Annotated in this window: 21 protein-coding genes and 2 pseudogenes; all 23 read right to left on the bottom strand. The window is 50.5% G+C overall.

All coding sequences use genetic code 11. The features are described 5' to 3' along the window. Nucleotides 1-79: 79 nt before the first annotated feature. The 23 genes and pseudogenes from JMF85_RS19035 to JMF85_RS19140 all read right to left on the bottom strand — a co-directional run bounded on the left by JMF85_RS19035 (nt 80) and on the right by JMF85_RS19140 (nt 24818). Entirely contained in the window at nt 80-688 is a 609-nt protein-coding gene (locus tag JMF85_RS19035) for an NAD(P)H oxidoreductase (RefSeq protein ID WP_155615325.1), read from the bottom strand. A 64-nt stretch (nt 689-752) separates the two neighbouring features. Beyond that, entirely contained in the window at nt 753-1721 is a 969-nt protein-coding gene (locus JMF85_RS19040) for an LLM class oxidoreductase (protein ID WP_127609875.1), read from the bottom strand. A gap of 110 nt (nt 1722-1831) precedes the next feature. Then, on the bottom strand, nt 1832-2134 hold the full coding sequence (locus JMF85_RS19045; protein ID WP_127609877.1) for an ArsR/SmtB family transcription factor: 303 nt from the start codon (nt 2132-2134) through the stop codon (nt 1832-1834). 343 nt (nt 2135-2477) lie between these two features. Next, nucleotides 2478-2942: pseudogene (locus JMF85_RS19050) on the bottom strand (alcohol dehydrogenase catalytic domain-containing protein); the annotation flags it as partial. A 79-nt stretch (nt 2943-3021) separates the two neighbouring features. Beyond that, the gene (locus JMF85_RS19055) at nt 3022-3798 is read right to left on the bottom strand and encodes an enoyl-CoA hydratase-related protein (RefSeq protein WP_155615324.1); all 777 of its coding nucleotides are present in this window, start codon (nt 3796-3798) and stop codon (nt 3022-3024) included. An 80-nt stretch (nt 3799-3878) separates the two neighbouring features. Further along, on the bottom strand, nt 3879-6038 hold the full coding sequence (locus JMF85_RS19060; protein WP_201318741.1) for a (Fe-S)-binding protein: 2160 nt from the start codon (nt 6036-6038) through the stop codon (nt 3879-3881). Nucleotides 6039-6193: 155 nt separating this feature from the next. Continuing rightward, nucleotides 6194-7390 carry a thiolase family protein gene (locus JMF85_RS19065; protein WP_201318742.1) on the bottom strand — a complete coding sequence of 399 codons (1197 nt, stop codon included), beginning with the start codon at nt 7388-7390 and terminating at the stop codon, nt 6194-6196. A gap of 63 nt (nt 7391-7453) precedes the next feature. Further along, the gene (locus JMF85_RS19070; protein ID WP_201318743.1) at nt 7454-8632 is read right to left on the bottom strand and encodes an acyl-CoA dehydrogenase family protein; all 1179 of its coding nucleotides are present in this window, start codon (nt 8630-8632) and stop codon (nt 7454-7456) included. A gap of 38 nt (nt 8633-8670) precedes the next feature. Further along, a complete protein-coding gene (locus JMF85_RS19075) occupies nt 8671-9543 on the bottom strand; it encodes a 3-hydroxyacyl-CoA dehydrogenase (RefSeq protein ID WP_201318744.1) in 873 nt (290 codons plus the stop codon). A 95-nt stretch (nt 9544-9638) separates the two neighbouring features. Continuing rightward, nucleotides 9639-10613, bottom strand: a complete 975-nt coding sequence (locus JMF85_RS19080) for an electron transfer flavoprotein subunit alpha/FixB family protein (protein ID WP_155615319.1) — start codon at nt 10611-10613, stop codon at nt 9639-9641. Nucleotides 10614-10694: 81 nt separating this feature from the next. Further along, nucleotides 10695-11453 (bottom strand): electron transfer flavoprotein subunit beta/FixA family protein, encoded by a 759-nt coding sequence (locus JMF85_RS19085; RefSeq protein WP_201318745.1) that lies wholly within the window; start codon nt 11451-11453, stop codon nt 10695-10697. A 95-nt stretch (nt 11454-11548) separates the two neighbouring features. Next, a complete protein-coding gene (locus tag JMF85_RS19090; protein ID WP_236595920.1) occupies nt 11549-12346 on the bottom strand; it encodes an IclR family transcriptional regulator in 798 nt (265 codons plus the stop codon). A gap of 5 nt (nt 12347-12351) precedes the next feature. Then, a complete protein-coding gene (locus tag JMF85_RS19095) occupies nt 12352-14307 on the bottom strand; it encodes an AMP-binding protein (protein ID WP_236595927.1) in 1956 nt (651 codons plus the stop codon). Nucleotides 14308-14309: 2 nt separating this feature from the next. Further along, the gene (gene menB, locus JMF85_RS19100) at nt 14310-15116 is read right to left on the bottom strand and encodes a 1,4-dihydroxy-2-naphthoyl-CoA synthase (RefSeq protein ID WP_201318747.1); all 807 of its coding nucleotides are present in this window, start codon (nt 15114-15116) and stop codon (nt 14310-14312) included. Between the two features lie 26 nt (nt 15117-15142). Next, the gene (locus tag JMF85_RS19105) at nt 15143-15916 is read right to left on the bottom strand and encodes an SDR family NAD(P)-dependent oxidoreductase (RefSeq protein ID WP_201318748.1); all 774 of its coding nucleotides are present in this window, start codon (nt 15914-15916) and stop codon (nt 15143-15145) included. A gap of 34 nt (nt 15917-15950) precedes the next feature. Next, nucleotides 15951-18116, bottom strand: a complete 2166-nt coding sequence (locus JMF85_RS19110; protein WP_155615313.1) for a hydantoinase/oxoprolinase family protein — start codon at nt 18114-18116, stop codon at nt 15951-15953. Nucleotides 18117-18131: 15 nt separating this feature from the next. After that, entirely contained in the window at nt 18132-18704 is a 573-nt protein-coding gene (locus JMF85_RS19115; protein WP_155615312.1) for an acetone carboxylase subunit gamma, read from the bottom strand. Between the two features lie 12 nt (nt 18705-18716). Beyond that, nucleotides 18717-19940: a hydantoinase B/oxoprolinase family protein gene (locus tag JMF85_RS28680; protein ID WP_397375998.1), complete on the bottom strand. Its 1224-nt coding sequence runs from the start codon at nt 19938-19940 to the stop codon at nt 18717-18719. After that, a pseudogene (locus tag JMF85_RS28685) lies at nt 19937-20953 on the bottom strand (hydantoinase B/oxoprolinase family protein); the annotation flags it as partial. The gene JMF85_RS28680 and the pseudogene JMF85_RS28685, both read right to left, overlap by 4 nt. Before the next feature lie 339 nt (nt 20954-21292). Further along, the gene (locus JMF85_RS19125) at nt 21293-21919 is read right to left on the bottom strand and encodes a Crp/Fnr family transcriptional regulator (RefSeq protein ID WP_164751944.1); all 627 of its coding nucleotides are present in this window, start codon (nt 21917-21919) and stop codon (nt 21293-21295) included. A 174-nt stretch (nt 21920-22093) separates the two neighbouring features. Further along, complete coding sequence (locus JMF85_RS19130; RefSeq protein WP_054799890.1) at nt 22094-22846, bottom strand: SDR family NAD(P)-dependent oxidoreductase; 753 nt, start codon at nt 22844-22846, stop codon at nt 22094-22096. A 30-nt stretch (nt 22847-22876) separates the two neighbouring features. Beyond that, nucleotides 22877-23389 (bottom strand): aromatic-ring-hydroxylating dioxygenase subunit beta, encoded by a 513-nt coding sequence (locus JMF85_RS19135; RefSeq protein ID WP_054799889.1) that lies wholly within the window; start codon nt 23387-23389, stop codon nt 22877-22879. A 46-nt stretch (nt 23390-23435) separates the two neighbouring features. Continuing rightward, the gene (locus JMF85_RS19140; RefSeq protein WP_127609881.1) at nt 23436-24818 is read right to left on the bottom strand and encodes an aromatic ring-hydroxylating oxygenase subunit alpha; all 1383 of its coding nucleotides are present in this window, start codon (nt 24816-24818) and stop codon (nt 23436-23438) included. Nucleotides 24819-24862: the final 44 nt, after the last annotated feature.

Consider the following 24862-nt stretch of genomic DNA (forward strand, 5'->3'; position numbering starts at 1 on the left):
CTGCCAGCTCCTCCTTATCGGCAAATCGATTCCCGGGTCTTTCTCCCATGAACGCATCGATTTAATACGTCTTCATTTTTTACTTGTGAGCGAGCGAATCGCTGTAGGTATACCCTAACTCATACACTCGTTGAAACATACTTTCGTAATGCTTGTTAATTTCATCCCCGCTCTCCAGTTCTTCAGCCAGCGTGTTATACAGAAATGCTACTTCCGACTGTGAAATGCCCGTATATCCAGCCAGACCGACATTCAGATAATGGGAAATCATGGTATCGAAACTCCGTTTTTTCAAGCTATCTTCTGTCTCCCCGACAAGCGGAATCCAGAGTACTTTTTGGTGTGGAAGGTGCGCTCCGCCATAAGCGAAACCATAGTTCCACGCGCGGTCTATATAGCCTTTCGTCATGGCCGGTAAGGAATACCACCATAACGGAAAGATGAACGCAAGTCCCTCGTTTCTCTTCAGCCTTGCCATTTCAGCTTGAACACGTGCGGAATAGCTCTTCCGGGGGTTATCCCAATCAGGTTCATCTTGTTCGAAGACGAGCGGATGAAATTCCTCCCCGTACAAATCCGCCATTTCAACTTCATGTCCGGCATCGGTGAGTCCTTGAACAAAACGATCGGCCACAGAAAACGTAAGGGATTCCCTTCTGGGATGCGAGACGATCGTCAGCACCTTCATTATCAGCCACTCCCCATCAGATTTTGGTGAACCAACCGATCACGCGGCAACCGGGGCTTTCCTGTTACGAAATTTCTTGTGGTTCGCCGGTTAATGCGGGAAAGTGCGGGAGAACCTCTTCTCCCAGTTCTTCAATCACTTCTTCAACAGGACGATGGCCATATTTCAAGTTGATAATCACATGATTGACACCCACATTTTTAAGAAACTGAATGAATTCAATCAGCGGTTTGCGACCGATTCGGAATCCTAGATGAATAGGGATTGGCGCCTGATTCGGATCCTCCGCCAAATCTATATAGAGAGACTGGCTGAATGGTTTAAACTCATCGGTAAGAGAGCGCCAATTTTTAATCAGATCCGCCTGGAATTTCAAGTTTCGGGGATAATACATCCAACCGTCACTATTTTCGGCAATCCATTCAACAGACTGCGAGCTGTGGCCGGTTACCAGCACTGGAATATCCGCCAGCCGCGGTTTGGGCAACAGGTCCCCCCCTTGCAACAGTTCGACTCGTTGCGATCGGATCGTCGAAAAGCTCTCTCCCCACACTTTTCTCATGACCGTTAAGGCTTCCTGAAACAATTGGGGACGGTCTTCGAAATCCACTGAGAAGGCCGGGAATTCTATTGGGCGATCCCCGGTCGCCACGCCGAGAACCAGACGTTCGCCGGACAGGTGATCGATGGAAGCCGCCGCTTTAGCGACATGCAGCGGGTGACGCAAGGTGAGAATAATGCTTGCGGTGCCCAGTGCGATGTTTCGGGTATGGGCGGCAATATATCCTAAATAGGCCCAGGGATCATAGATTTGGCCCACATCCCCAAAATTCGGGTCATGCAACGGAACATCCCTGACGAACAATGCGGCAAAATTCAGCTCCTCCGCTCTTTTCGCCAGTTTAATTTGCTTTTCCAGATTCATCTCCGGAATGCTGCCTGCGTAGGATTCCAACGGAAAGAACAATCCGAGAGTCAGATTGTTTTCTTTAAACATGCGTGAGTACCCTTTATGCTTTCCAAATTTATTCATCTTCGTCCCTCCATATCCTTATTTTTAGATATCTATAATTATCGATATAATAAAATAAAAATCGGGATCATGCAAGCATTAAAAAAGGAGTGGAATACAAAGATTATGATTTACAATTCTTTGGATAACCATTCCGTCATTTTTTTGATGTTTTCCTCATCCCTTTTATAATAAGTAAATTGCCCAATGCGTTTTGCTTTTATCAACCCGGCGTTTTGCAGCATGGATAGGTAAAGGGACACTGTGGATTGTGACAATCCAACTTTTTTATGGATATCGCTCACGCAAACCCCGTCTTCTTGTATATCCCCGTTTTGCGGTTTTGGAAAATGAATCTCCGGATCTTTTAACCACTGTATGATCTGCATTCTCGTTTCATTGGACAACGCTTTAAATACTTCCAGAAGTTCCATGGCGCTTCCTCCAGAATCTCCGTTTTACTCATTCTAACACTACATCATGACCGTTTGGAATACCATGATTAGCATTCCTATCTCTAAAACAAAAAAAATCCCTGATTCTTCAAGGATTTTTATTTATGGCGGTGCCAAAAGGATCCATACTTTACGGCTTCAAGACGTATTTAATGCTTTCATCGGCATGTAGTGAATCACGTGGGCCTGACTCATGGTCAGTTTCACGTTTCGTTCCCATATGTTTCCGAACATGAACTGGTTGTATTTAGAACCGTATACCCCCGTAATCTGAATCGTGCCGAATTTTCTCACCGCGTTCATCGCGATGTTGAACGGGCTTCTCGTCCTCCAATTCGCATGACTCCGGAATGACGAACGGCATGAAATTGCCGTACGGCACATACAGCAATTCGGCTTGCCCGACCAGATAATTCCCGTAACGTTCGGCAAATCCAAAATAGGCTCCCGTATCCACTTGAGGATTGGGGTTGGAGTTGTCGCATTGGCTCTCCATTTCATGCTGGCAGTAAAAACAGTTGCCGCACGAGATATTGAACGGCAGCACGACCCGGTTGACTTTCTTGACCCTTGTCACCTCAGGGCCTACTTCTTCGACGATGCCCATCGGTTCATGTCCGACCACGTATCCGGGTTGGGCTTGGATCGCCCCCTGGTAAATATGGAGATCGGAACCGCATATGGCCGTCGAGGTGATCCGAACGATAATCCCGTCATTTTTCTGGAGCGTCCGGATCGGCGACCTGTTTCACATATTCTTTACCCCTTCGAAAGTTACAGCTTTCATGTCGCCCTCCTGTTTATGCATCGCTGGTTTTGCACACTGCAAATTTTTTGCACTCGGAGGGGACGGATTATGCGTTCGGTTATCGTCCCTGAAACTCCGCTCTACGCTTTTCCAGGAATGCCGCAGTCCCTTCCCGCTTGTCTTCGGATGTATACAGCACGGCTTGTGCCAGCCTCTCGACTACAAGTCCCGTCTGGAGATTCGTATCCAATCCGGTTTGGATGGCAAGTTTGGCAAGACGAACGGCAAGCGGCCCTTTGGCCATGATGGCTTCCGCCGTGATGCGTACCGTTTCCATTAATTTGTCCAGGGGGGCGACTTGGGTAACCAGGCCGATTCGTAAGGCTTCTTCCGCATCAATGATCGCACCCGTCAGGATCATGTCTACCGCTTTGCCTCTCCCGACCAGTCGGGCCAGGCGCTGTGTGCCTCCCGCTCCGGGAATGATCCCCAAGTTTAATTCCGGAAGTCCCAATCTGGCATTGGAGCCGGCAATCCGAATATCGCAGGACATGGCAAGCTCGCATCCGCCGCCCAATGCATACCCGTTGATTGCAGCGATGGTTGGTTTCTCGTACAATTCCAGTTCACTGTAAAAGGACTGCATCCGGGCTTCCAGCGCATCAAACACCGTTCGTTCCCTCAATTGGGCAATATCCGCTCCGGCGGCAAATGATGTGTCGCCAGACCCGATAATAACGACGACCTGTACATTGGAATCCTTTTTCCAGTTATTCAGTACATCCCTGATCTCGTCGATCGTCGCAGCGTTCAGAGCGTTGCGTACTTCCGGCCGGTTGATCGTAATGCAGCCGATGCCTTGCTCCGCCTGGACTAACAAATGTTTATATGCCATGACCTGCACCTCTTCCGATTGGATTCGAGTCCCGTACTTATAAGGGCTCCGGTGCCGTTGATTGCGTTCATCAAAACGGACTAAGCCTTTGACCCCAGCGACCTTACGACCAATTCGGCTAGATCGAGCGCGGCGACCTGCTCATCGGCATCAAATTGCTTTAAACCGTCCCCCATCATAATTAAACAATACGGACAGTTGCTGCCGATAGCGGTCGGATTTCCGTCAAGCGCCTGCTCAACCCGCTTCACGTTAACGCGCACGCCCTCCTGCTCCTCGATCCACATTTTGCCGCCGCCTGCTCCGCAGCACATGCTGTTTTCTTTATTTCGCTTCATTTCGAGCAGCTGTACGCCGGGAATGGCGTTCAGTATGTCCCGCGGGGCGTCATAGATGCCGTTGTAGCGGCCCAGGTAGCAAGAATCGTGGTAAACGACCCGTTCTTCAACCGGAACTTCCGGCTTGATCCGGCCTTCCTTGATCCATTGACTGATTAACTGGGTGTGATGATACACTTCCGCTGTCCATCCGAAGTCCGGATATTCATTTTTAAATGAATTAAAAGCATGCGGATCGCATGTCACAATCTTCTTGACGCCGTATACCGTAAACAGCTCGATGTTCTGCTGCGCCAGTTCCTGAAACAGAAATTCATTCCCCACACGGCGTACCGTGTCCCCGGAGTTTAATTCCTCATTCCCCAAGATCGCGAACGAAATCCCCGCCTCATTCATAATTTTGGCAAATGCCGCGATCACCTTGCGGTTTCTGTTATCGTACGATCCCATCGAACCGACCCAGAACAGATACTCGAATTCCTTCACTTCATCGACCGTCGGAATGTTGAGATTGTGGTATTCATCCCGCCAGCGGACGCGATCATTCCGGTTCATTCCCCAAGGGTTTCCCTGCCGCTCGATATGGTTCAAGGTCCGGGTGACTTCAGCAGGCATGCTTCCCTCCGTCATCACCAGATAGCGGCGCATCCCGTAAATGAGACTAAGATGCTCATTCCCGACCGGGCACTGGTCCTCGCAGTTGCGACAGGTCGTGCAGCCCCACAGCTCCTCTTCGGAAATTACATCGCCGATTAAGGAGAGACCGGCAGCCTCCTTCTCCTGCAACTGCCATACCTGTTCCTGTCTACGCATAGTCGGGGCAATGTCCGTATGCCAATGTGAATTGGCCCGATAGCCTTCCGGCTCCCCTTGGACACAAGGAACCTCGCTCATAGCATGAGCCATTCCTTGGGGAGACCCCATCACTCTTCCCGGCGCCCAAGGCGACTGTGCCAGCAGGACTTCCCCTTTTTCATTCATATGGTCGCGGAGCTTTGTGATCAAATGCATCGGCGACAGCATCTTACCCGTATTGGAAGCCGGGCACACGTTCGTGCATCTGCCGCACTCCACACACGCATATAAGTCAAGCAGCTGCCCCTTCGTAAAATGTTCAATCTTGCCCACACCGAATTCCTCCGCGGTTTCATCGGAAAAATCAAGCTTCGACGGCCGGCCGGGAGGCCCCATGCTCGATAATACGATATTGAAGGGCGCGAACAACAAATGGGCGTGCTTCGACTGCGGCACATACAGCAGAAAGGCAAGCAGAATCAGGAGATGCAGCCACCAGCAAGCGTAAAACAGCCAATAGGCTGCTTGCTGACCTGCCCCTGCCAACCCAAGCGATAGAAGCGAGGAAATCGGACTGGCCCCTGATGGCAGCTCCCCCAGCCAAACCTTCTCGAACGCCAGTGTCAACAAAATGCTTGCCATTAGAAGAAAAATAAACCCATACAGCACAGTAGTCTTCGCCCCTTGTTTCAATCGGGGCAGCTTTTCGCCAAACCTTCTGTACGCCGCGTACCCAACCGCAAGAATGATAGCCATAACCGTAAATTCCTGCGATAAGCTGAAGACGGGATGAAACGAGCCGAGCGGCCAGTGATACCCTTGGACAAAGCCTTTCAAAATCAGTTCTACAGCCCCGAATTGCAGGACGATGAATCCATAAAAGATGACCAAGTGGGCCAAACCGCTTTTCCGGTCTTTAAAAAGCTTACTGTGCCCGAATATTTGGTACAGGGCGCCCGTAATCCGCTCCCCCCAACCGCCGAGCGGCTCCGGTTGCCCCAGTTGGATGAATTTGTAGCGGGCGTACATGACTTTCCAAAACGTAAACAACGAATATCCGAGAAGGATCAAAAAGGCAAGTGTAAATACAAGGCCCGAAAACCGCATCAGCCGTTCACCTCTCCTAAAGCCTTGAAGTAGAATGCTGCTCCTCTCCCCAGCCACACCCAACCACAGCGCAGGTTGCTTCTAGAAATCGAAAAGCGAGAGGATCGGAGCACCCTCTCTATTTGTTACCGTACCATGGCGAGGGTTATGTTCCACTATCGCTGCAAATTTTCGATAATGGTTGTGATCCCCTGTCCGCCGCCGATACAAAGGGTAACCATACCGTATCGAGAACCCCGGCGCTTCATTTCATAGATTAATTTGGTCATCAGAATGGCACCCGTCGCGCCTACGGGATGACCCAATGCGATAGCTCCGCCGTTGACATTCACCCGATCCATAGCCAGGCCAAGCTCCTTGATGACGGCGAGGGCTTGCGCGGAGAACGCTTCGTTTAGCTCGATCAGGTCCATGTCCTGCAGCTGCAGACCGGACATCCGCAATGCTTTGAGCGTCGACGGCACCGGCCCGATTCCCATCATTTCCGGGGACACGCCGGAAACCGCCTGCGCGATAATCCGGGCCTTCGGCTTCAGACCGCGTTGATTGGCCTCCGTCTCCGACATCATAAGCACCGCGGCAGCCCCGTCATTCCTGCCGCTGGAGTTTCCAGCGGTCACCGTTCCTTCTTTTTTAAAGACAGCAGGAAGGGTAAGCAATGTTTCAACCGGCGTCAAACGAGGGTGTTCATCCACCTCAAATCGCACCGTCCCTTTCTTAAACCGGACCTCATACGGTACAATCTCTTCCTTGAACTTGCCGGACGAAATAGCGCTGGCTGCCCGACTTTGGCTGATGAACGCAAACTCATCCTGCTCCAATCGGCTGATATTATATCGTTCCGCCAAAATTTCCGCCGTCAGTCCCATCGTCAATTCTTTGCCGTACACTTCAGGCGGCTGTGAGCGGGGCTGACTCTCCGTGTTCGGGTCGAGCAGCTGTCCGTTTCCCGCCTCAAGTCCAAACCGGGCCCCCCGAATGTAATAGGGGGCAGTGCTCATGCTTTCCGCGCCGCCTGCGACGATGATGTTAGCCAGCGCACACTGAATTTGCTGTGCCGCATTGTTAATCGCCTGCAGCCCGGACCCGCATTGGCGGTGAACCGTAAATCCGGGAACCTCCACCGGCAGCTTCGCCCGAAGCAAGGCCACACGCGCCAAATTCGGCGTATCGGTGCTTTGCTTGGCTTGCCCTAAGATGACTTCGTCTACTTCGGAGCCTTCGATCGCATTGCGCTTGAGCACTTCACCGATCACACTCGCAGCCAAATAATCCACTTCTACGCCCTTTAATGCGCCGCCTACCTTTCCGACCGCTGTACGAACGGCATCGACGATGACAACTCCAGACATATTTGCTCCTCTCCTCTTCGACCGAATCTGCTTGCAAAGACCCTCTATGGATCACAACAACGATCATTTTTTTATTCGTGTTGGCGAGTGCTTCCCGCTGTATTCCTTAATCAACTGTGTTCCGATGATGTTACGCTGAATTTCCGACGTTCCTTCGTATATTTTCGTGATTCTTGCGTCCCGATAGAAGCGTTCGATCGGATATTCCGTGATATAGCCAATCCCCCCGTGCACCTGCACAGCCTTATCCGCGATCCGGTTGTAAACTTCGGAAGCATACAGCTTCACCATGGCCGATTCCTTAATGACATTGATGGCCTGATCGGTCATCCAGGCCACCCGATAGGTCATCCACCGGAGTGTTTCAACCTCCACCGCCATGTCGGCCAGCATATGGAGAACCGCCTGCTGTTCGAAGATCGGCTTGCCGAATTGTTCCCGCTCCATCGCATATTGAACCGATTTATCCAGTAAATAGTGACAGGAACCGAGGTTTCTGGCGGCAAGACCGGCACGGCCGTTGGCCAAAATTTTCAATGCGTTTACATAGCCTTGCCCTTCTTCCCCCAACAGGTTTTCTGCCGGAATTTCGAGATCTTCGAAGAACAACTCACAGGAATGGGAGCCCCGCAGCCCCATCTTTTTTTCCGTTTTGCCGACCGTAAATCCAGGGAAGTCCCGCTCCACAATAAAAGAAGTAATCCCTTTGGAGCCCATGCTCGGATCCGTGACCGCCATGACTGTAAATACATGAGCGTCTCTTGCATTGGTAATGTAATGCTTCGAACCATTTATAATGTACCGATCTCCTTTTCGGACGGCCGTAGTTTTCAAATTCGTCGCATTAGAACCTGCGCTTGGTTCGGTCAAAGCAAAGGCCCCGATCCACTCCCCAGACGCCATTTTGGGCAGGTAACGCTGCTTCTGCTCTTCATTTCCTATCTCCACAATGCCGACCGATCCAATGCCGGTGTGTGCGCCGATCAAAGTGGTAAACCCGTTATGGGTTTTTCCCAGCTCTTCGTAGATGGCGCATTTCCCAACCATGCCTATCCCAAGACCCCCATACTCCTCAGGAATGCTGATCCCGAACAGCCCCAATTCTTGTGACTTTTCCACAATTTCTCGGGGGATTTCATCATGCTCCTCAATCCAATGAGCTGCAGGCTCCACTTCATTCGCAACGAACTCCCTGACGATCTGACGAATCGCTTCTGTCTCTTCCGAAAATGTGAACTGCATGATTGTCTCTCCTTTTCCGTACAGTTTTCTCTCTCACTTCACGACAGCCTCTGGCCGAGTTCATCGTATTCAAAAATTCCCCGGCCGCTTTTTTTGCCCAGCCGGCCGGACTTTACATATTTCGTTAAAAGCGGGCAAGGGCGGTATTTCTCCCCTAGCGTTTTATGCAAATACTCCAGATTTCTCAACCGGGTGTCCAAACCGACGAGATCGGCAAGTTCGAGCGGCCCCATCGGATAACCGAGTCCGAGCTTGATCGCCTTGTCAATATCTTCCCGGCTGGCGACCCCCTCCATCAGCATGTACATGGCTTCGTTCCCCACAAGAGCGCTGATGCGTCCCGGCACAAACCCTGGAAATTCGTTGACTTCAACCGTTTCCTTCCCCATTTGCCTGGCGACCGCCCGTACCGCTGCAACCGTCAGATCCGACGTGTCCATGCCGCGAATAATCTCGACGAGCTTCATCTTCGCAACAGGGTTAAAAAAATGCATGGCCACGCAGCGGTCTGCCCTGCGGGTGACGGCGGCTATTTCCGTTGGACTCATCGTCGACGTATTCGTAGCCAGAATGGTATGGGATGGACAGATCGCATCCAATCTGCGAAAAATATCCATTTTAAGGTCGATTAACTCTAGTACGGCTTCTATCACCAAATCAGCATTTTTTATAGATTCGTCGAAATATTCAGTCAACTGAAGCCGTCCGATCGCCGCGTCGGCCTGCTGCACCGTAAGTTTTCCCCGCCTGACCGCTTCTTCCAAATCACGTTGGATGACCTGAAACGCATGATCCATCGACTCGCGCTTAATATCATACAGCTGAACGTGGAATCCCCCGACTGCAGCTGCATAGGCAATTCCTTGCCCCATGACCCCAGAACCTATCACGGTAATGTTCTCAACCTTCATGGCAATCCCCCTTCGTTAGCCGATATCTGTCGATCACGGCACTTACAAAAGTCAAGATCGATAAACTTCCCTTCTGGCCGACTGTCGGGTTCTCCTTACAACACTTTCTTCAGTTCTTCCGTCAGCAGTGGAACGACTTCAAACAAATCGCCCACAATTCCGTAATCGGCGATCTTAAAGATTGGCGCTTCCGGGTCTTTGTTGATGGCCACGATCACTTTGGAGCTGGACATGCCGGCCAAGTGCTGGATAGCGCCGGAAATACCGCAGGCGATGTACAGGTCGGGCGTGACCACTTTACCCGTCTGTCCGATCTGCAGCGCATAGTCGCAATAGCCTGCGTCGCACGCGCCGCGTGAAGCCCCGGTAGCTGCCCCGAGCACGCCGGCCAGTTCCTGAAGCGGTCTAAATCCTTCCGCGCTTTTAACCCCACGTCCTCCCGATACGATGACCTTGGCTTCTGACAAGTCAACATCCCCGGTACTTTTCTTTACAATTTCTTTGATATATGTGCGCAAACCATCTGCCGGCAACTCTAGCGTTACCTTGGTGACGCTTGCGCTTCGCGAGCTATCGGCTACAGCCGCAGCCAGATTATTCGGGCGAACGGTTGCAAACACCATGCCCTCGTTCATAACATTTGTCGTAAACGCTTTTCCCGAATAGATCGGACGGGTAAATACGAGGCTGTCCCCTTCGATTTGAATATTTACAATATCGGACACCTGACCCGCTTCAAAGCGCGCGGCCAGCTTCGGTGCCAAATCACGGCCAATCGCCGAATGCGCCATCAGTACAACTTCCGCCCCGCTTTCCCGGATGACGGTTTCAAGCGCTCTGGCATAAGCATCCGGCACATAATTAGCCAGTACGTCGTCCTCTACAACAAATACCCGATCCGCTCCGTAATGCGCCAGCTGATCCGCCATACCGGACACATTTTTGCCGAGTAAGGCACCGTAAACCGAACCGCCGTCTGCCAGTTTGCAGGCAGCGGTAAGAGATTCGAATGTCACATGGCGAAGTTTATCGTTCCGTGTATCTCCAAGCACCAGTACATGGCGTCTCATCCTCTTCACCCTCCCATCTCTTGTTTTCCGTACGCATCCATACCTGGCTTCAAGCTGCCGCTAATGGCTGTTTGCAGGTCATTATATAACTTTGTTTTTGCTGCGCAGCAGGGTTACAAGTTCTTTCACTTGGTGTGCATGCTCGCCTTCAAGCAGCCGCCCGCCGTTTTTTTCCTTCGGCAAATTAATTTCGACCGTTTCGTTCTTGGAGGACGCGTCGACGTTCAGATCGACCGCCTCGATCACTTTCAGCGGAATATGGTTGGCCTTGCGAATTCCCAGCAAGGAAGGATAACGAGGTTCGTTCAATCCTTGCTGGGCCGTCAGGAGTACGGGCATTGACGTTTCCACAATTTCCGTATCGCCTTCCGCATCGCGGTGCGCCGTCACTTTCACGCCGTCAATCTCAAGTTTCGTAATGGTCGAAATATGAGGAATACCGAGCAGTTCCGCAACCCGTACGGCAACCTGTCCGGAACCGTCGTCAATCGCCTGATTGCCGCCCAATATGAGGTTATATTCCTGCGTCCTGATATAGGCCGCCAGCACTTTGGCGGCCTTGTATTCATCGCCAAACCATGCTGCGTCATGAATGTGAACGGCGTGATTCGCCCCCATGGCAAGCGCTTTCCGCAGCGCTTCTTTCGCCCGCGCCGGACCAAGGGTGATCACCGTCACTTCGCCGCCAAACTTATCCCGCAGCACAATGGCTTCTTCGATCGCATACTCGTCGTACGGGTTGATGATGAACTTTACCCCGTCCTCGCTGATTTGGCCGTCTTCCAGCACAATGTTTTCTTCGGTGTCAAACGTTTGCTTCATTAAAACGAGAATTTTCATATACCTGCGTCGCACCTCCAACAGCGTATTCGCCAACGAATCCAAGAACAGGGCAAAGCCGTTTCACCAAAGCGTCCGTCCCTGTCGAACTGTGATTACGAGTTCACGTACTTGGGGACGACTCCCCCGATTTCCTGGGTGATCCGAATCCCTTTATCCCGCAGCAGCTCCCCGTACTCGATCATTTTGGAAGAAGGCAGCTGCTCCATAACGCCGATACATGAAATAGCGAGAAACACTTGACCGTCCGGTCCAAATATGGGGGCTGCAACCCCGCTTATTCCATCCACTTGTTCTCCCTTACTGGTCGCGTATCCCAATTTCCTGATTTCTTTAAGCTCCGCTATAAATGGTTCGTTGTAGCGGCTGGAAGCGACTTCCTTTAATTCTTCATCCTCTAAATAGGCACAAAACACTTTCCCGAAGGACCCGCGGTCAATCGGAAATTGCTGTCCTAAAGATACGGTCACGTGTACAAAGTTTCTGCTCTCTTCTTTTACCAGATACGTTAACCGATCGCGTCTGATCCGCTGAGCGGCCACCGAAGTCAGTCCGGTAACTTGCTGGATCTGGGACAAATGTTTTCTGACAATGCCCAGATAATCAAGAAACTCTGTCGCTCTCGCGCCTAAAATAACAAGATATGGCCCCAGGCTGTACGTTTGTGAACGCTCGTCATAATAAACCAAACCGTAAGATATTAAAGTTCGCAGCAAACGCATCGTCGTTGTTCGCGGAATATTCAATATGTCCATGATTTCGCCGAATTTTTTATTTTGATGCTGCGTCCGACTTAACAAATGCAGAATTTCTACAGCCTGTTTCACAGATGGAACAATGTACTTATCGTCGTTATCAAAAATGGCAGGTTCCTCCCTCTGGTTGACGCACACATTTTTCAGTCCCGCGTTTTATGCAAATTTTGGATCATCCCGATCACATCCGGGTTCTCCAAAGCCGAAAGATCGCCGGTTTGTTGTCCTTGATATACGGTTCTGATCACGCGGCGCATCACTTTCCCGTTGCGTGTTCGCGGCAGATCCTTGACGAAATAAACGTGACTTGGTTTTAATGATTTTCCTAGCGTACGCGTGACCTCCTCCTTGACCGCTTCTGCCAATTGCTCACTGGGTGTGAACGAAGGATGAGCGATGACAAAGAGGACCACCTCCTCTCCTTTCACCGGATGCGGTACCCCCACCGCAGCAGCCTGCACTACTGCCGGATGCTGACCGGCGGCGGCTTCAATTTCCGTCGGCCCTACCCTTTTACCGGCGATCTTAATGACATCGTCAGAGCGTCCAAACAGGAACCAATGGTTGTCAGCGTTCTGAAAAGCCCAATCTCCGTGAACCCACACCTGGTCAAATCTTGACCAATACGATTCCAGATACCTGGTTTGGTCGTTCCAGAATCCGTTCGTCATTCCCACAAAGGGACGAAGCACGGACAACTCGCCTACTTGATCCTGTACAAGCTGTCCTGCATCATTCAGAACAGCGGCCTGGATGCCCGGGACAGCCGTATTAAAGCCAGTAGCCTTAATGGGCCGATGAGTGACGCATCCCAGAATGCCTCCGGACACTTCGGTGCCCCCCGAATAATTTAAAATCGGCAATTTTCCCTTACCAACCTTGCGGGAATACCACACATACGACTCCAGATCCCAAGCCTCGCCTGTCGAAATCAGCACTCGCAGCGAATCGAGATTGTGCCGGTTCATCGGCTCCTCTCCAAATGCGCGCAAGGAACGAATGAGGGTTGGAGCCAGTCCCAGGTGCGTTACCTTGTTTTGTTCGACGATATTCCAAATCTGGTCCGGTTCGGGGTAATCCGGAGCACCCGAGTAAAATACCGTCGTTGCGCCTAGTGTAAGTCCGCCTATGATGACAGCGGGTCCAACCATCCATCCGAGATCCGTTAACCATAATAACGTCTCCTTCGCTCTCAGGTCGAACACATGCGCCATATCTTGAATGGTCTTTAACGGGAATCCGCCCTGCGTATGTACAGCCCCTTTAGGTTTACCCGTAGTTCCCGAGGTGTATATGATCATAAACGGATCGTTGGCATCCATCGCCTCTATGGGCGCCGAAGTTTCCTTGCCTTCGGTCAAGTCCGACCATGTGATGTCCTTATCCGTTAATTCGGCTCCGGGGACATTGTGCAGATGTTCAACCATAATGACGCGTTCGATGGTCGAACATTTACTTACAGCTTCATTCGCTACGCTCTTCATCGGCAGCACCTTGCCCCGACGTTCGATTCCATCCGCCGTCAGCAAATAACGAACCTTCGCATCCTGTAAACGCGTAGCAACCGCTTCGGCTCCGTATCCAGAGAAAATGGGAACGACAATCCCTCCCAGCCGGATGACGGCCAGAAAAAAGACAGCCGCTTCTACGATCATCGGAACAAATAAACCTACGGCGTCCCCCCGCCGAAATCCAAGTTCGATTAAACCATTGGCGGCGCAAGCGGTTTGCTCATCAAGTTCCCTGTAGGTTAAAGATCGGCTGCTCCCTGATTCGCTTTCCCAGACGATAGCCGTCTGATCCCCGCGTCCCAGCTTCAGTTGCCGCGTCAAAGCATTGTGCACAAGGTTAATCTGTCCGCCGACAAACCACCTTGGCCACTGCGGCCCCGCCGCTAGATCGACAAACTTATGATACGGAGTAAACCATTCAATCCCCAACGCATCGAGCGCAGCCTGCCAAAACTTATCCATGTGCAGCACGCTAAAGTCGTATAGTTCATCGTAGTTGTTTAACCCAAGCCGATGAATCAACGTTTGCAAATGCGAACCGGCAATGTAATTTTCGGAGGGAAACCAAATGGGATCTTCCTTGATCATGCTCAAAGGTTCTCACCTCTGTCACGAAACTCCGAAAAATCAGGAGCTCTCTTCTCGATAAAGGCTTGGTGCCCTTCATTCGATTCAGGCGTGGCATAGAAGAAATTTAAAGCGCCAAAGGCAAGCTTCGTAAGGCCATGAATGTGATCGGTATCGGCATTGAAAGAAGCTTTTATCATTTTTAAAGCGCTTGGGCTCAACCTTAGAATTTCATTAGCCCACTTCCGGGCTTCGTCCATTAATGCCGAAGATTCCACGATCTTATTAATAAGTCCCATTTGTAACGCTTCTTCTGCTGTATACTGCCTGCAAAGCATCCAAATTTCTCTGGCTTTACGTTCCCCGACCAGGCGAGCCAGATAGGCTGTACCATAGCCTGCATCAAAACTGCCCACTTTAGGGCCAGCCTGACCGAAAATGGCATTTTCCGACGAAATGGCCAAGTCGCACACAACCTGGAGCACATGCCCCCCGCCTATTGCATACCCGTTGACGACTGCGATTACAGGTTTGGGGACACTGCGTATTAACTCCTGAAGCCGGACTACAGGGAGTCCGATATCGATCCAAGAGGAGCCATCATATCCTGATGGCCCCCACTCCTTCACGTCGCCCCCTACACAAAAAGCTCTGTCTCCGGTCCCTGTCAATAAGATGACCCCGATGTTCGGGTCCTGACCGGCAGCTTCAAACGCCATGATCAGTTCTTCCACCGTTTGACGTCTGAAGGAATTTAGAACTTTCGGTCTATTTATGGTAATTATAGCAATTCCGTTTTCCTTTTCAAACAAAATGTCACTATATTCCATTTTTGACAGACCCTCCTCTCATGAAATTAACACATCGTCAAGCCTCCGGAAGCACTTACCACTTGGCCTGTCATCACCGAGTTCGCATCTGAAGCAAGAAACAGGGCCACCGAAGCCACTTCTTCGGGACGGGGAAGCCTGCGGAGCGGGATAGCGCGTTCCATCGCTGTAGAAACTTTAGACGCCCACTCGCTTTGCGTTTTAAAATGCTTCCAAAGCTCATCGTCTGTCGGTCCCGGAGCCACTACGTTCACCAGCACCCCATCCCGTGCATGTTCCCGCGCCAATGATTTCGCAAAAGCGTTGATCGCCCCACGGCATCCGGCGGACACCGCCATCCCGGTATTGCCCACCTTCCCGGAATCGGAACCGATAAATACGATTTTGCCCTTCCTCTGCACCAAAGCGGGCAATGCGGCTTGAGCGAGATAGACAACCCCCCGGAATTCAACGTCGATCACCGTTTCAATATTATCGGAGGTGTCTTCCATAAACGGCCCCATCGTGTGCCAGCCTGCCGTGTTAATGAGAATATCGAGGCCTCCAAACTGCTTCACTGTTGATTGAACCAGATCCCGGGTTGAGGCAATGTCTGTGATCTCCCCCTGCAGGGCCATGCAAGGCTGTTCTTCTGCCGATAGTTCGGATACAATCCGCTCGGCGACAGCAGCATTGGAGCGGTAGCTGAACGCTACCTTGGCTCCACCTGCTGCTAATCCACGAACAATCGCTTGCCCGATCCCACCCGTCCCGCCCACTACAAGAGCTACTTTGTTATGAAATGCAAACAAGCTCTTCACTTCGCTTTCTTAGCTGGAATTTAGGCTTTATCCGTTATCTGGCGTCCCGATAGTGCAGCAAACGGAATTTATCCAAAGCTACTTCTTTGCCGGGTGGAATGACCACCGTTGTCATGGGGTCTTGAATAATGGCCGGCCCCTTCACAATATTGCCTGCGTTCAGATCGTTCATTTCCCATACGGTGAATATTTTCCAATTACCTTTGTGATAAACTTCACGGGTAGAGACAAAAGCGGAATCCGCAGGCTTCGTTCCCTCCATCGCGTACTCGCGGATAACCGGAACCGGTTTCGGGGCGACGGCCTGAACGTAAACCTCCGTCACTGCATAGCCGGCTTCCGGGAACCGGGCTCCCTCCGGGAAAATTTTCGTATAAACATTCTCAAACGCTGCCGTTAACCGGCCAATGTCATCTGCGGTATGTATCTGATCAAATGTCAAAGGCGTGTCAAAGCTTTCCAGTTGGCCGATATACCTGGCATATATCCCGTACCTGAATGAAATATCCTTAAGATCAATGCCTTCAGCAGCCATTTCGCGAATCGCGATACCTTCAAGGTTGCGCCAGGCAGCGTTAATGGTTTCAGCCGCCCGCTGTTTCTCATCATTACCAAGCGAATGGGGCAGGAGCACCACCAAGCTTTTGTCATACCGATGGGTATATTCAGAGCAAGCAGCTCCAAAAGCTGAAAACGCTGCCGCAAACGGCAAGGTCAAAATATTGCCGACACCCGTTCCTTCGCTGTAGCCCCACATATGAACCGGGCCCGCGCCGCCATAGCTGAGCAGGGTGAACTCAGCCGGGTTGTAGCCTCGAGACTGCATGGTTACGCGAATTAAATCTTTCATCTGAGTATGGAATACGTCGAGTACACCTTCGCCAGCTTTGTAAACGTCCATTCCCAAAGGCTTTGCTATACGCTGCTCCAGCTCTGCAAGAGCTTTATCCCGATTCAATTTCACCTTGCCGCCCAAGAAATAATCGGGATCTACATAGCCGAGCGCCACATTGACGTCGGTAATGGTCAGCTCCGGGTATTGATAACAAAGACCTACGCGATATCCGGCACTTTGCGGACCGATATGCATCCGGCGATAATCGTCTATGCGAACGACCGAGCCTGCACCGGAGCCAACGGAATCCAGCGCAACCATCGGCAGTGCCAGACGATGCCGTGCAAAATCCGCATCTTTACGGATACCGATCAGGCCGTCCACGACCAAGCCGACGTCAAAACTGGTTCCTCCAAGATCCGCCGTGACGATGTTCTTGTATTCTGTGATCTTGGCAATCTGCTGCGCCCCGGTCAGTCCCCCGATGGGACCGGAAAGTACCGTTTCGTACAGACGCGGATAGTGGATCGTTACGGCTCCGCCGTAGGAGAGCAGGGTTTGCAGGGGGGCATTATACCCTTCATTCTGGGCGGACTCCTCCACTTGTCTCAGTTGATCCCGCGTTTTCTCGGCTGCGAACGTCTGAAACAGGACGCTTTTGACGCGGTTGTTCTCCCGCATGACGGGGGCTATTTCAGCAGAGCAAACGACCGCCACATCGGCCCCGTTCTCCTGCACGACGCGTTCAGCAATCTCCTTCGCCCTCAGTTCATGTCTCGCATCGACATAGGCGTTCACAAACAGAATCCCGATCACTTCAACGCGATTCTTGAGAAGGGCCTTGACGGCCGCCTCGACTTCTTTCTCATTCAGCGGGATCAGGATTTCACCCGAATCGGCTTCCGCCGTAAGATAGGTGGGGCCTGCAATCCGCTCGCTGACGCCGATCACATTGCGACTATCCACCAAGGGGGTTGTATGCCGGCGTAATTGCTGATGCAAAATCTCCGCCTGACTCTCCCCAAGCCAAGTCAAGCCGCCCTCCATGACGGTCATATGTTCAAACCCTCTGGTGACTAGCAATCCGACATTAGCCCCCGTACCCGTTAAAATCGTATTCAACATGCCCGTGCCCGCATAAATCGACACCGCGCAGCGACTGTGAATATCGGCAGAGGTCAAGCCCAAATAACTCGCTGCATCCCCAACAGACTCCAGATAGCTGGTTTTCTCGTCCTCCCTGTTCGTCAAGGATTTACCCACAATAAAGGAACCATCCGGTTTCACCAGGATTGTATCTGTCATGGTTCCGCCCGCATCAAGGGCAAGAATATACCCTTGATTCGTTTCTTCCTTGTTCACCATAGTCTACCCCCCATTTTAACTACTTAACTTCTGACCCCATGCAGCAAGCAATTGTTCAGAACGATCCTCATACCAGTCCGGTGCTTCATCTTCAAGCGGTTTACCCAAAAAATCCCGATATAATCTGTCTAAATCCGGCAGCATCTCGAATACGAGCGGAAAGCCTGGAGGCACGACTTCCACAGCTAATTGAGCCACACAATTCGGGCAGTAAAATTCCCGAATTTCCTGCCATTCAGGTTCCGGACAGGCCGGCTCAGGAGCATACACCTTTTTGAACTCATCCAAGGTTTTACGCACCCGAACAAGTGAATGAAGTTTCCAGTTGATCCGGTAATCGCCAAATTCATGCCCGCAATCGCACTTTACAATCCGGTTTTTCGCCTTGTCTCTTACCACATAAAGATGATCGTTTAAGCGCAATAAAATCTGATCGTCCCATGAAACGCGTTCTTGCAGCACTTGGGCGTATTGCCAAAAACGATCGGCATCCTTGTCCGGCATTCTCTGCAGCCGTTGCACATCATCATCGCTGATCGTGCCGTCCAGCAGTTGACGGATAAGGTCCTTATCAATGGACTCTGACATAGAACTCACCTCTCATCCAGAAAAATGGTCGGACACTTGCCAAAAATGGATCATTTCATCCCGGAAAGCCTGGAAACTCATCGAGCCTTCGTACATATCCCGTACAGGGTCAATAAAGTCTTGTTTGATGACAAGCTCGCGTTCGTTCCGCCACCACTCAAAAGCAGGCTTTGCCAATTGCCGTCTTTCTTCAATGATTTGTTTGCGCAGGCTTCGCGTTGCGTCTTCATCCACTTCAAGCGAGCCGGAAGCATGATCTTTCAATACAACCCCGTACAATCCCTCCGCGAATTTGCGATCGACCCAGCCGTAGACGACATCTTCCAGCACGGAACGCGGGTCACGTTCGATCGGATCGCCCCATCCCCCGGCAGCCCCGGCCGCATCGGCTAACATATCGCCATCCCCGAAGCTTTGTTCCGGCATATCGAATTTCCAAACATCTAAATTTTCCGCTTTCAGGATACCCTGCTCAGCGTACTCCAGCACTTCGGAAGCATCTCTCGGAAGCGCTACACCCTGCTGAACCAATTCATTCGTATTGCTCCCCCGTGCCGATACGTGGAAAGCGCTCGGTGCCGGATAAGCCCCGCTCATGCCAAGTCCGACAAACGTAGTCGCCGCCACCTGGGAGCCCCCACGGCTAATGCCGAGCTGCTTCCCGGGGTTCTTGATCCAATGTATCGAGGAATCGCCGATACCGCCTCTAAATTTGCCGTGCCCGCAGAAATTAGGCAGCAGCTTGCGTCCGATGTAAAATAACGGAGGGATTAAATATTCAAATTCTTCCGCATTCCCGATATTCGGCAGCTGCGTCCATTCTGCCCAGGCAAGCGGTTGACCGTCGCGGAAACTAAAGGCCCCCATAGCTGCGCCGCCAACCGATTCAAAGTTTGTAAATCCGTACGTCGTGCCATCCTCCAGCACACCGGCGCCTTGAATGCCCTCCCAGTTGCCGTCGGCTGTAAACGCCTCCTCCATATAACCACGGGAGAACAAGGCCCGGTTGATGGCGTTAAAACCTAACGTGTTCATTGACATAGACTGTGCCCATATATTAGAAAAGCTTGCCGTGCTAATATCCGGATTATAAATCGAGCCTTCCGGATGTGTGCCTTGGCTACATAAGAAATAGCCCCGGTCGGTTTGGTATTGTGAGCGAATTGATTGATCATGGACAAATAAAAGGCAACATCCGCGCCGCCCGGGTAACCATTGAATGCATGGTAGCCCCACCTTGACGTGCCTTCAAAATTTGCGTACAAGCCGCCTTCTTCATTCACTTCCAGTTTTTGACGGATATGAATGAGTGAATCTTTATCTGCATGGACCCAAAGCTTTTGGAGACCTTTATATTTGACTGCGCGGAACGCCACGCTTGTGTATCGGCCCGGAACCATCAAGGTGCGAATGTTTTGCAAAATTTGCAAACGGCTTTCCTCGATGATTTCACGGATCGCTTGTTTGTAGTAGTCGATACCAAATTCTTCAATAATTTCATGTACGGCTTTATGAATAATGGCACAACCGGCCAATCGCATCTTGTCGTCCAGATTATTTAAAGTCCCGGCACGGGTGCGTGTTTTCCACAGCTGCTCCCACCACGTAAACTGACGCAGCTTTTCTCCGGTTTTCATCGGCGGAATGACAAACCCATCCATAAACGTATCTACGGAGAAGCCTGGCCAGCTGCCGGCCACCGGAGCTCCGGCCTCCATAATGTGGTTCACCGACATGGCCCACCCGATGACTTCTCCGTCAATTACGATCGGAACATAAGTATACGTGTCACCCGGATGTGGAGCGCCGCCCGTCTTCCCGTCATCCGTTACAAATACATCGCCGTCCCGAATGCCGGGATTCATGTCATAATAATGATCTGCCATAAAACGTATGGCGACCTGGCTGGAAGTCAGGTGACTGAAGAAGCCGAGTGAAATCACTAAGGTATCACCCTCAGGGGTCGTGAGCGTCCACAACGATTCCCCCATTTCCCGCGAACCGGGTGATGCCGTGACGTATCTCGCCACTTCTCGAGCCGCCAAAACAGAGGCATGCAATCTTGAATAAAAACGTTCATATTTAACCGGGTCGCTATTTTTGAGCTTTAGGTCCTTGATTCCATAGTAATTCCCTGTTTCTTTCGTCAGCTGGTCCCTGCGTGAGATAAGCTCCTTTAATGTAAGCGCTTTCGTTTGTTGGGTAACAGACACTGTTTTCCCTCCTACAATTAGATTCGTGAAATCCATAGTAATCGTTTACTCATGAGAAATTCACAATTAAGCTAAGTCTAGGTTGGTAAGCGTTTACAAATTGCTTGCAATAAAATTTTTCGTTCCGCTATACCCTCCTCGTGTGTTCGTATTTGAAACTCGAGTTTCTATATATAACGATAAATCATTTTCCTTATATTGTCAATACGAAATACCAAAATTCAACCTCATCAATTTACGGTTTCATGTGAATGGTAATCATGATCATTAACGAAAAAAAATGAACAAGCATTAAACAACAAAAGGTACGTTGTTTAATATTTGTTCATTTTAAAACTCGAAAGGCAGGACGTTTTTCTTCCGTCCATGCCTGCTCTATTTTTGTAGATTCCCTGATAAATACGCTAACTCTACCTCATTTTCAATGACTATCTTTTTCTTTCCTATTAATCTGATAATTCCTAAATCTTGCAATTGATGAAGCGACTTTGCTACTGTAATTCTAGACTTACCGATAATTGATGCCAGTTCTTCCTGGGAGAGTGTCACATAATTTCTTCCGGATTTTTGTTGTTTAGGAAAAGAATTTAAAACAGAAGCCACTTGGAATATTAAATCGCCGAAACTGTCTATTTCAACATGATTGAATAAACTTTCAATTTGAAGGGCTACACACTTTAGTAAATAGGAGGCTATATTCGGATTATTATGAATGCAATTCAGGACAACCTCCTTGGATATGGATAAGATTTCCACATCCGTTACAGACATAACTACGATCGAATTCGAAATAGGACGCTCCAGAAAAACGGCTGATAACCCAAAGAAGATACCAGGCGTCACATAATTAACCGTTCGAATCTGTCCGGTTTCAGATAGTAATACCACTTTCGCGATCCCTTTGACTGTGCAATAGGCATATTTCCCGACATCCTTCTGCTCAAAAACGACAGATCTTTTGGAGTGACAAGTTATACTGCCCAGGCTTTTAAAAATTTCCAAATAAGACAAGTCATCCTTTGAAAGTTCATCAAGGTATACTAACATATGCATTGTATGGTAAAACTATTATTTCGGGATGATGCCAGAGCAGTCGCAATTTTCCCCATAGTTATACCTCCATAATAAACAGCTTGCAGAATCAGACGAATCTGCGGATCCTCATTCGGATAGAACCTACATTGCAGTATGCCCGCCATCTACAGCAATGGCTTGCCCCGTAATCCACGACGATTCATCCGAACATAAAAATAAAGCACATTGCGCAATATCTTCCACTTGGCCATGACGTTTAATCGGCTGAACCTGAAGCATCATGTTGATAAACTGATCGTTGGATAGATCTTCCGTTTGCTGCGTATAGGGAATAAACCCTGGCGCTATCGCGTTACAACGTATCCCTTTGGGTCCATAGTCCACAGCGATGGAGCGGGTCAAGCCAATCACGCCCGCTTTCGATGCAGCATGCGGACCATGACCCGGTATGCCAATCAACCCGGACGTGGACGCTGTATTCAGAATCACACCGTATCCTTGCTTCTCCATTTGTTGAAGCGCATATTTACAACCGTAATACACCTGGTTTAACTCGAACCTGATTGTAAAATCCCATTCATCCGTGGGCAACTCACCTATAGGGCGCATTTTGACCAAACCGGCATTGTTGTACATAATGTCCAATTTACCGTACTTTTCTACGGTATACTTCACCAATGATTCGACCAACGACTCTTCCGTTACATCGACATGATAAAACTCCGCATGTCCATGCCCGGCCGCAATTTCATCGACCACTTTTCGTCCTTGTTCATCGTTAAAATCCGCCACAATAACCGTTGAGCCCTCTTGGGCAAACAACAAAGATGCTGCCTTGCCTTGTCCTGATGCTGCACCCGTAATAATAGCAACCTTGTTTTTTAAGCGTTCCATCTTTTCCTCCCCGGGAGAGCAGTCGTTCTCCTACAAGAATATGCCCAGTGTACGCGGTATTACCGAACCGAGCAAGATCACTTTACGTTTGGCCAGCTTCCATTGTCCATTCGTGCTGCGCAGCAGATCCTCCCGCCGGGCGCGCCAGACCGTCTCAATATCTCCATGGCGAACCTGGGTCACCTGCAGATTGGAATGCACTTTCACTTCTCCTTCCCGCTCGGCGGGATCTACAAGAATATTGGTAACGATTCGTTGCGTGACTGAAACTGGAATCTCGCTGTGTCGCAGCCCCGTCTCCAGTTGAATGACCCGCATTTCTATCAGATCACGATTATCATCTACATACGGGACATAAGGAACATCCTCGCGATAAGACCCGGTTTCTCCAAAAACGCTCTCGATTGTCGGAATCCAGTAGCGGATATCGTCCGTAAGGAGTTCGAGCCAATCGCGTACCTTGTAGTTGTCGAGCAGCCAAGCCTCCCGGTAGAGAAACTCCTCAATCTCCTGTTTCAGTACTGTTGTCGAAGCGAAGCTCATGTCACACCTTCCTTTCACAATGGGTTACATATCAATGGGGGACGCTTCAGCGTTCCTTTTTCATGAGATCACGATAATACTGATAGAATGCAAGAGCCTTCTCCTCGGTGAATACCGGCAAAGGAGTTCCTGGTAGCGCTTCCAAATCAAGGCCTGCCTCACGGAATTCCTCATAGAAGCGCTGCAGGTCAATACCAGGCATGGCATAGTTGAAGGGACGTTCTTCCACTCCTTTGGATATAACGTTCTTATACATCCGGTCGAAGTTCTCCGTATCGTCGGTCGTAATCATGCCGGCCGGCGCCTGATCAGCCGCCAGAACACTCGCGCCATACCGCTTCACAACGTCCGGAGCGTCCTTCTCAACAGCAAACCACTGCCAGCCTTCAAGCATCATAGGCCCCTTCGGGTGCCATTGGATAATGCCGCTTGCCCGCAAGGCACCGGGCATAAGAATCAAGCTGAGGTTGGGGAAAATGGTCCAGTTCGCGCTGCCATGAACCTTATGTTGTTCTTCCTCCATGAATTCTTTCATCCTGCGCTCCCGCTCCTGCAGCCATTCTACGGCTTCGGGACCTAGACGCTCAGCTATGGCCCGGTCATTCAGGGGTTGGACTTGAGCCGATGAATCCGGACGCGGGTCATTCCAGAATTCAACCAGGCCAGCGGCATGGGGAACGCCTGCCGGAGAAGTGGCGAGAACATTAAAACCCCGATCAAACTGATTGCCGCACATCCAGTTGTCTCCACCATTCTGAGACATATGCATCAGCGCACGAAAAAAGGAGACATGGGTGATGGGCACATGATACTCGTCGTGCATGAAATTATCCGCCATCATCTTCCAATTGGTCGGCATCATATATTTTCCCCTACCGGGCAGCACCTCGATGCCACCGAGAAAAGGCTTGAGGAGCATGCGGTCAAGATACCAGCGAATGTCGCCCAGGTAATCGTCCAGGGAGCAGATCTCTTCATCCCAACTGGCAAAAATGAGCCCTCCGTAGCTGCTGACTTTCGGAACCTCCTTGAGGCCCCACTCTTCCCGCTTCAAGCTGCCGGCATAGGATTCGCCTTGCGGAAGTCCCATCAGCCCACCCTCGATATTATACTGCCAGCCATGAAACGTACAGGTGAAACTCTTCTGCGAACCGCGGTCAAAAAGACAAACTTTATTCCCGCGATGCGTACAGCGGTTCAAAAAGACGCGTACACGATTGCTCCGATCGCGGACCACGATGACTTCGTCCTCGCCCATTTTATTGAGGATATAATCGCCCGGCTTGGGGAGACTCGATTCGTGACCAACAAATAACCAGGTGTGTTGAAAAACCTTTTCCATTTCCAGGCGATAAAGCTCTTCATCCGTGAAAATCCTGGAATCGATGTAGCCCTCCTGATCTCTGATTGCCTTATCCAAATTCAGCATTACTCAATCACCTCCATTGAGATTTAAAAAGTTGCACAATCACA

Source organism: Paenibacillus sp. EPM92 (genome assembly GCF_016586185.1).
Taxonomy (GTDB): Bacteria; Bacillota; Bacilli; order Paenibacillales; family NBRC-103111; genus Paenibacillus_G; species Paenibacillus_G validus.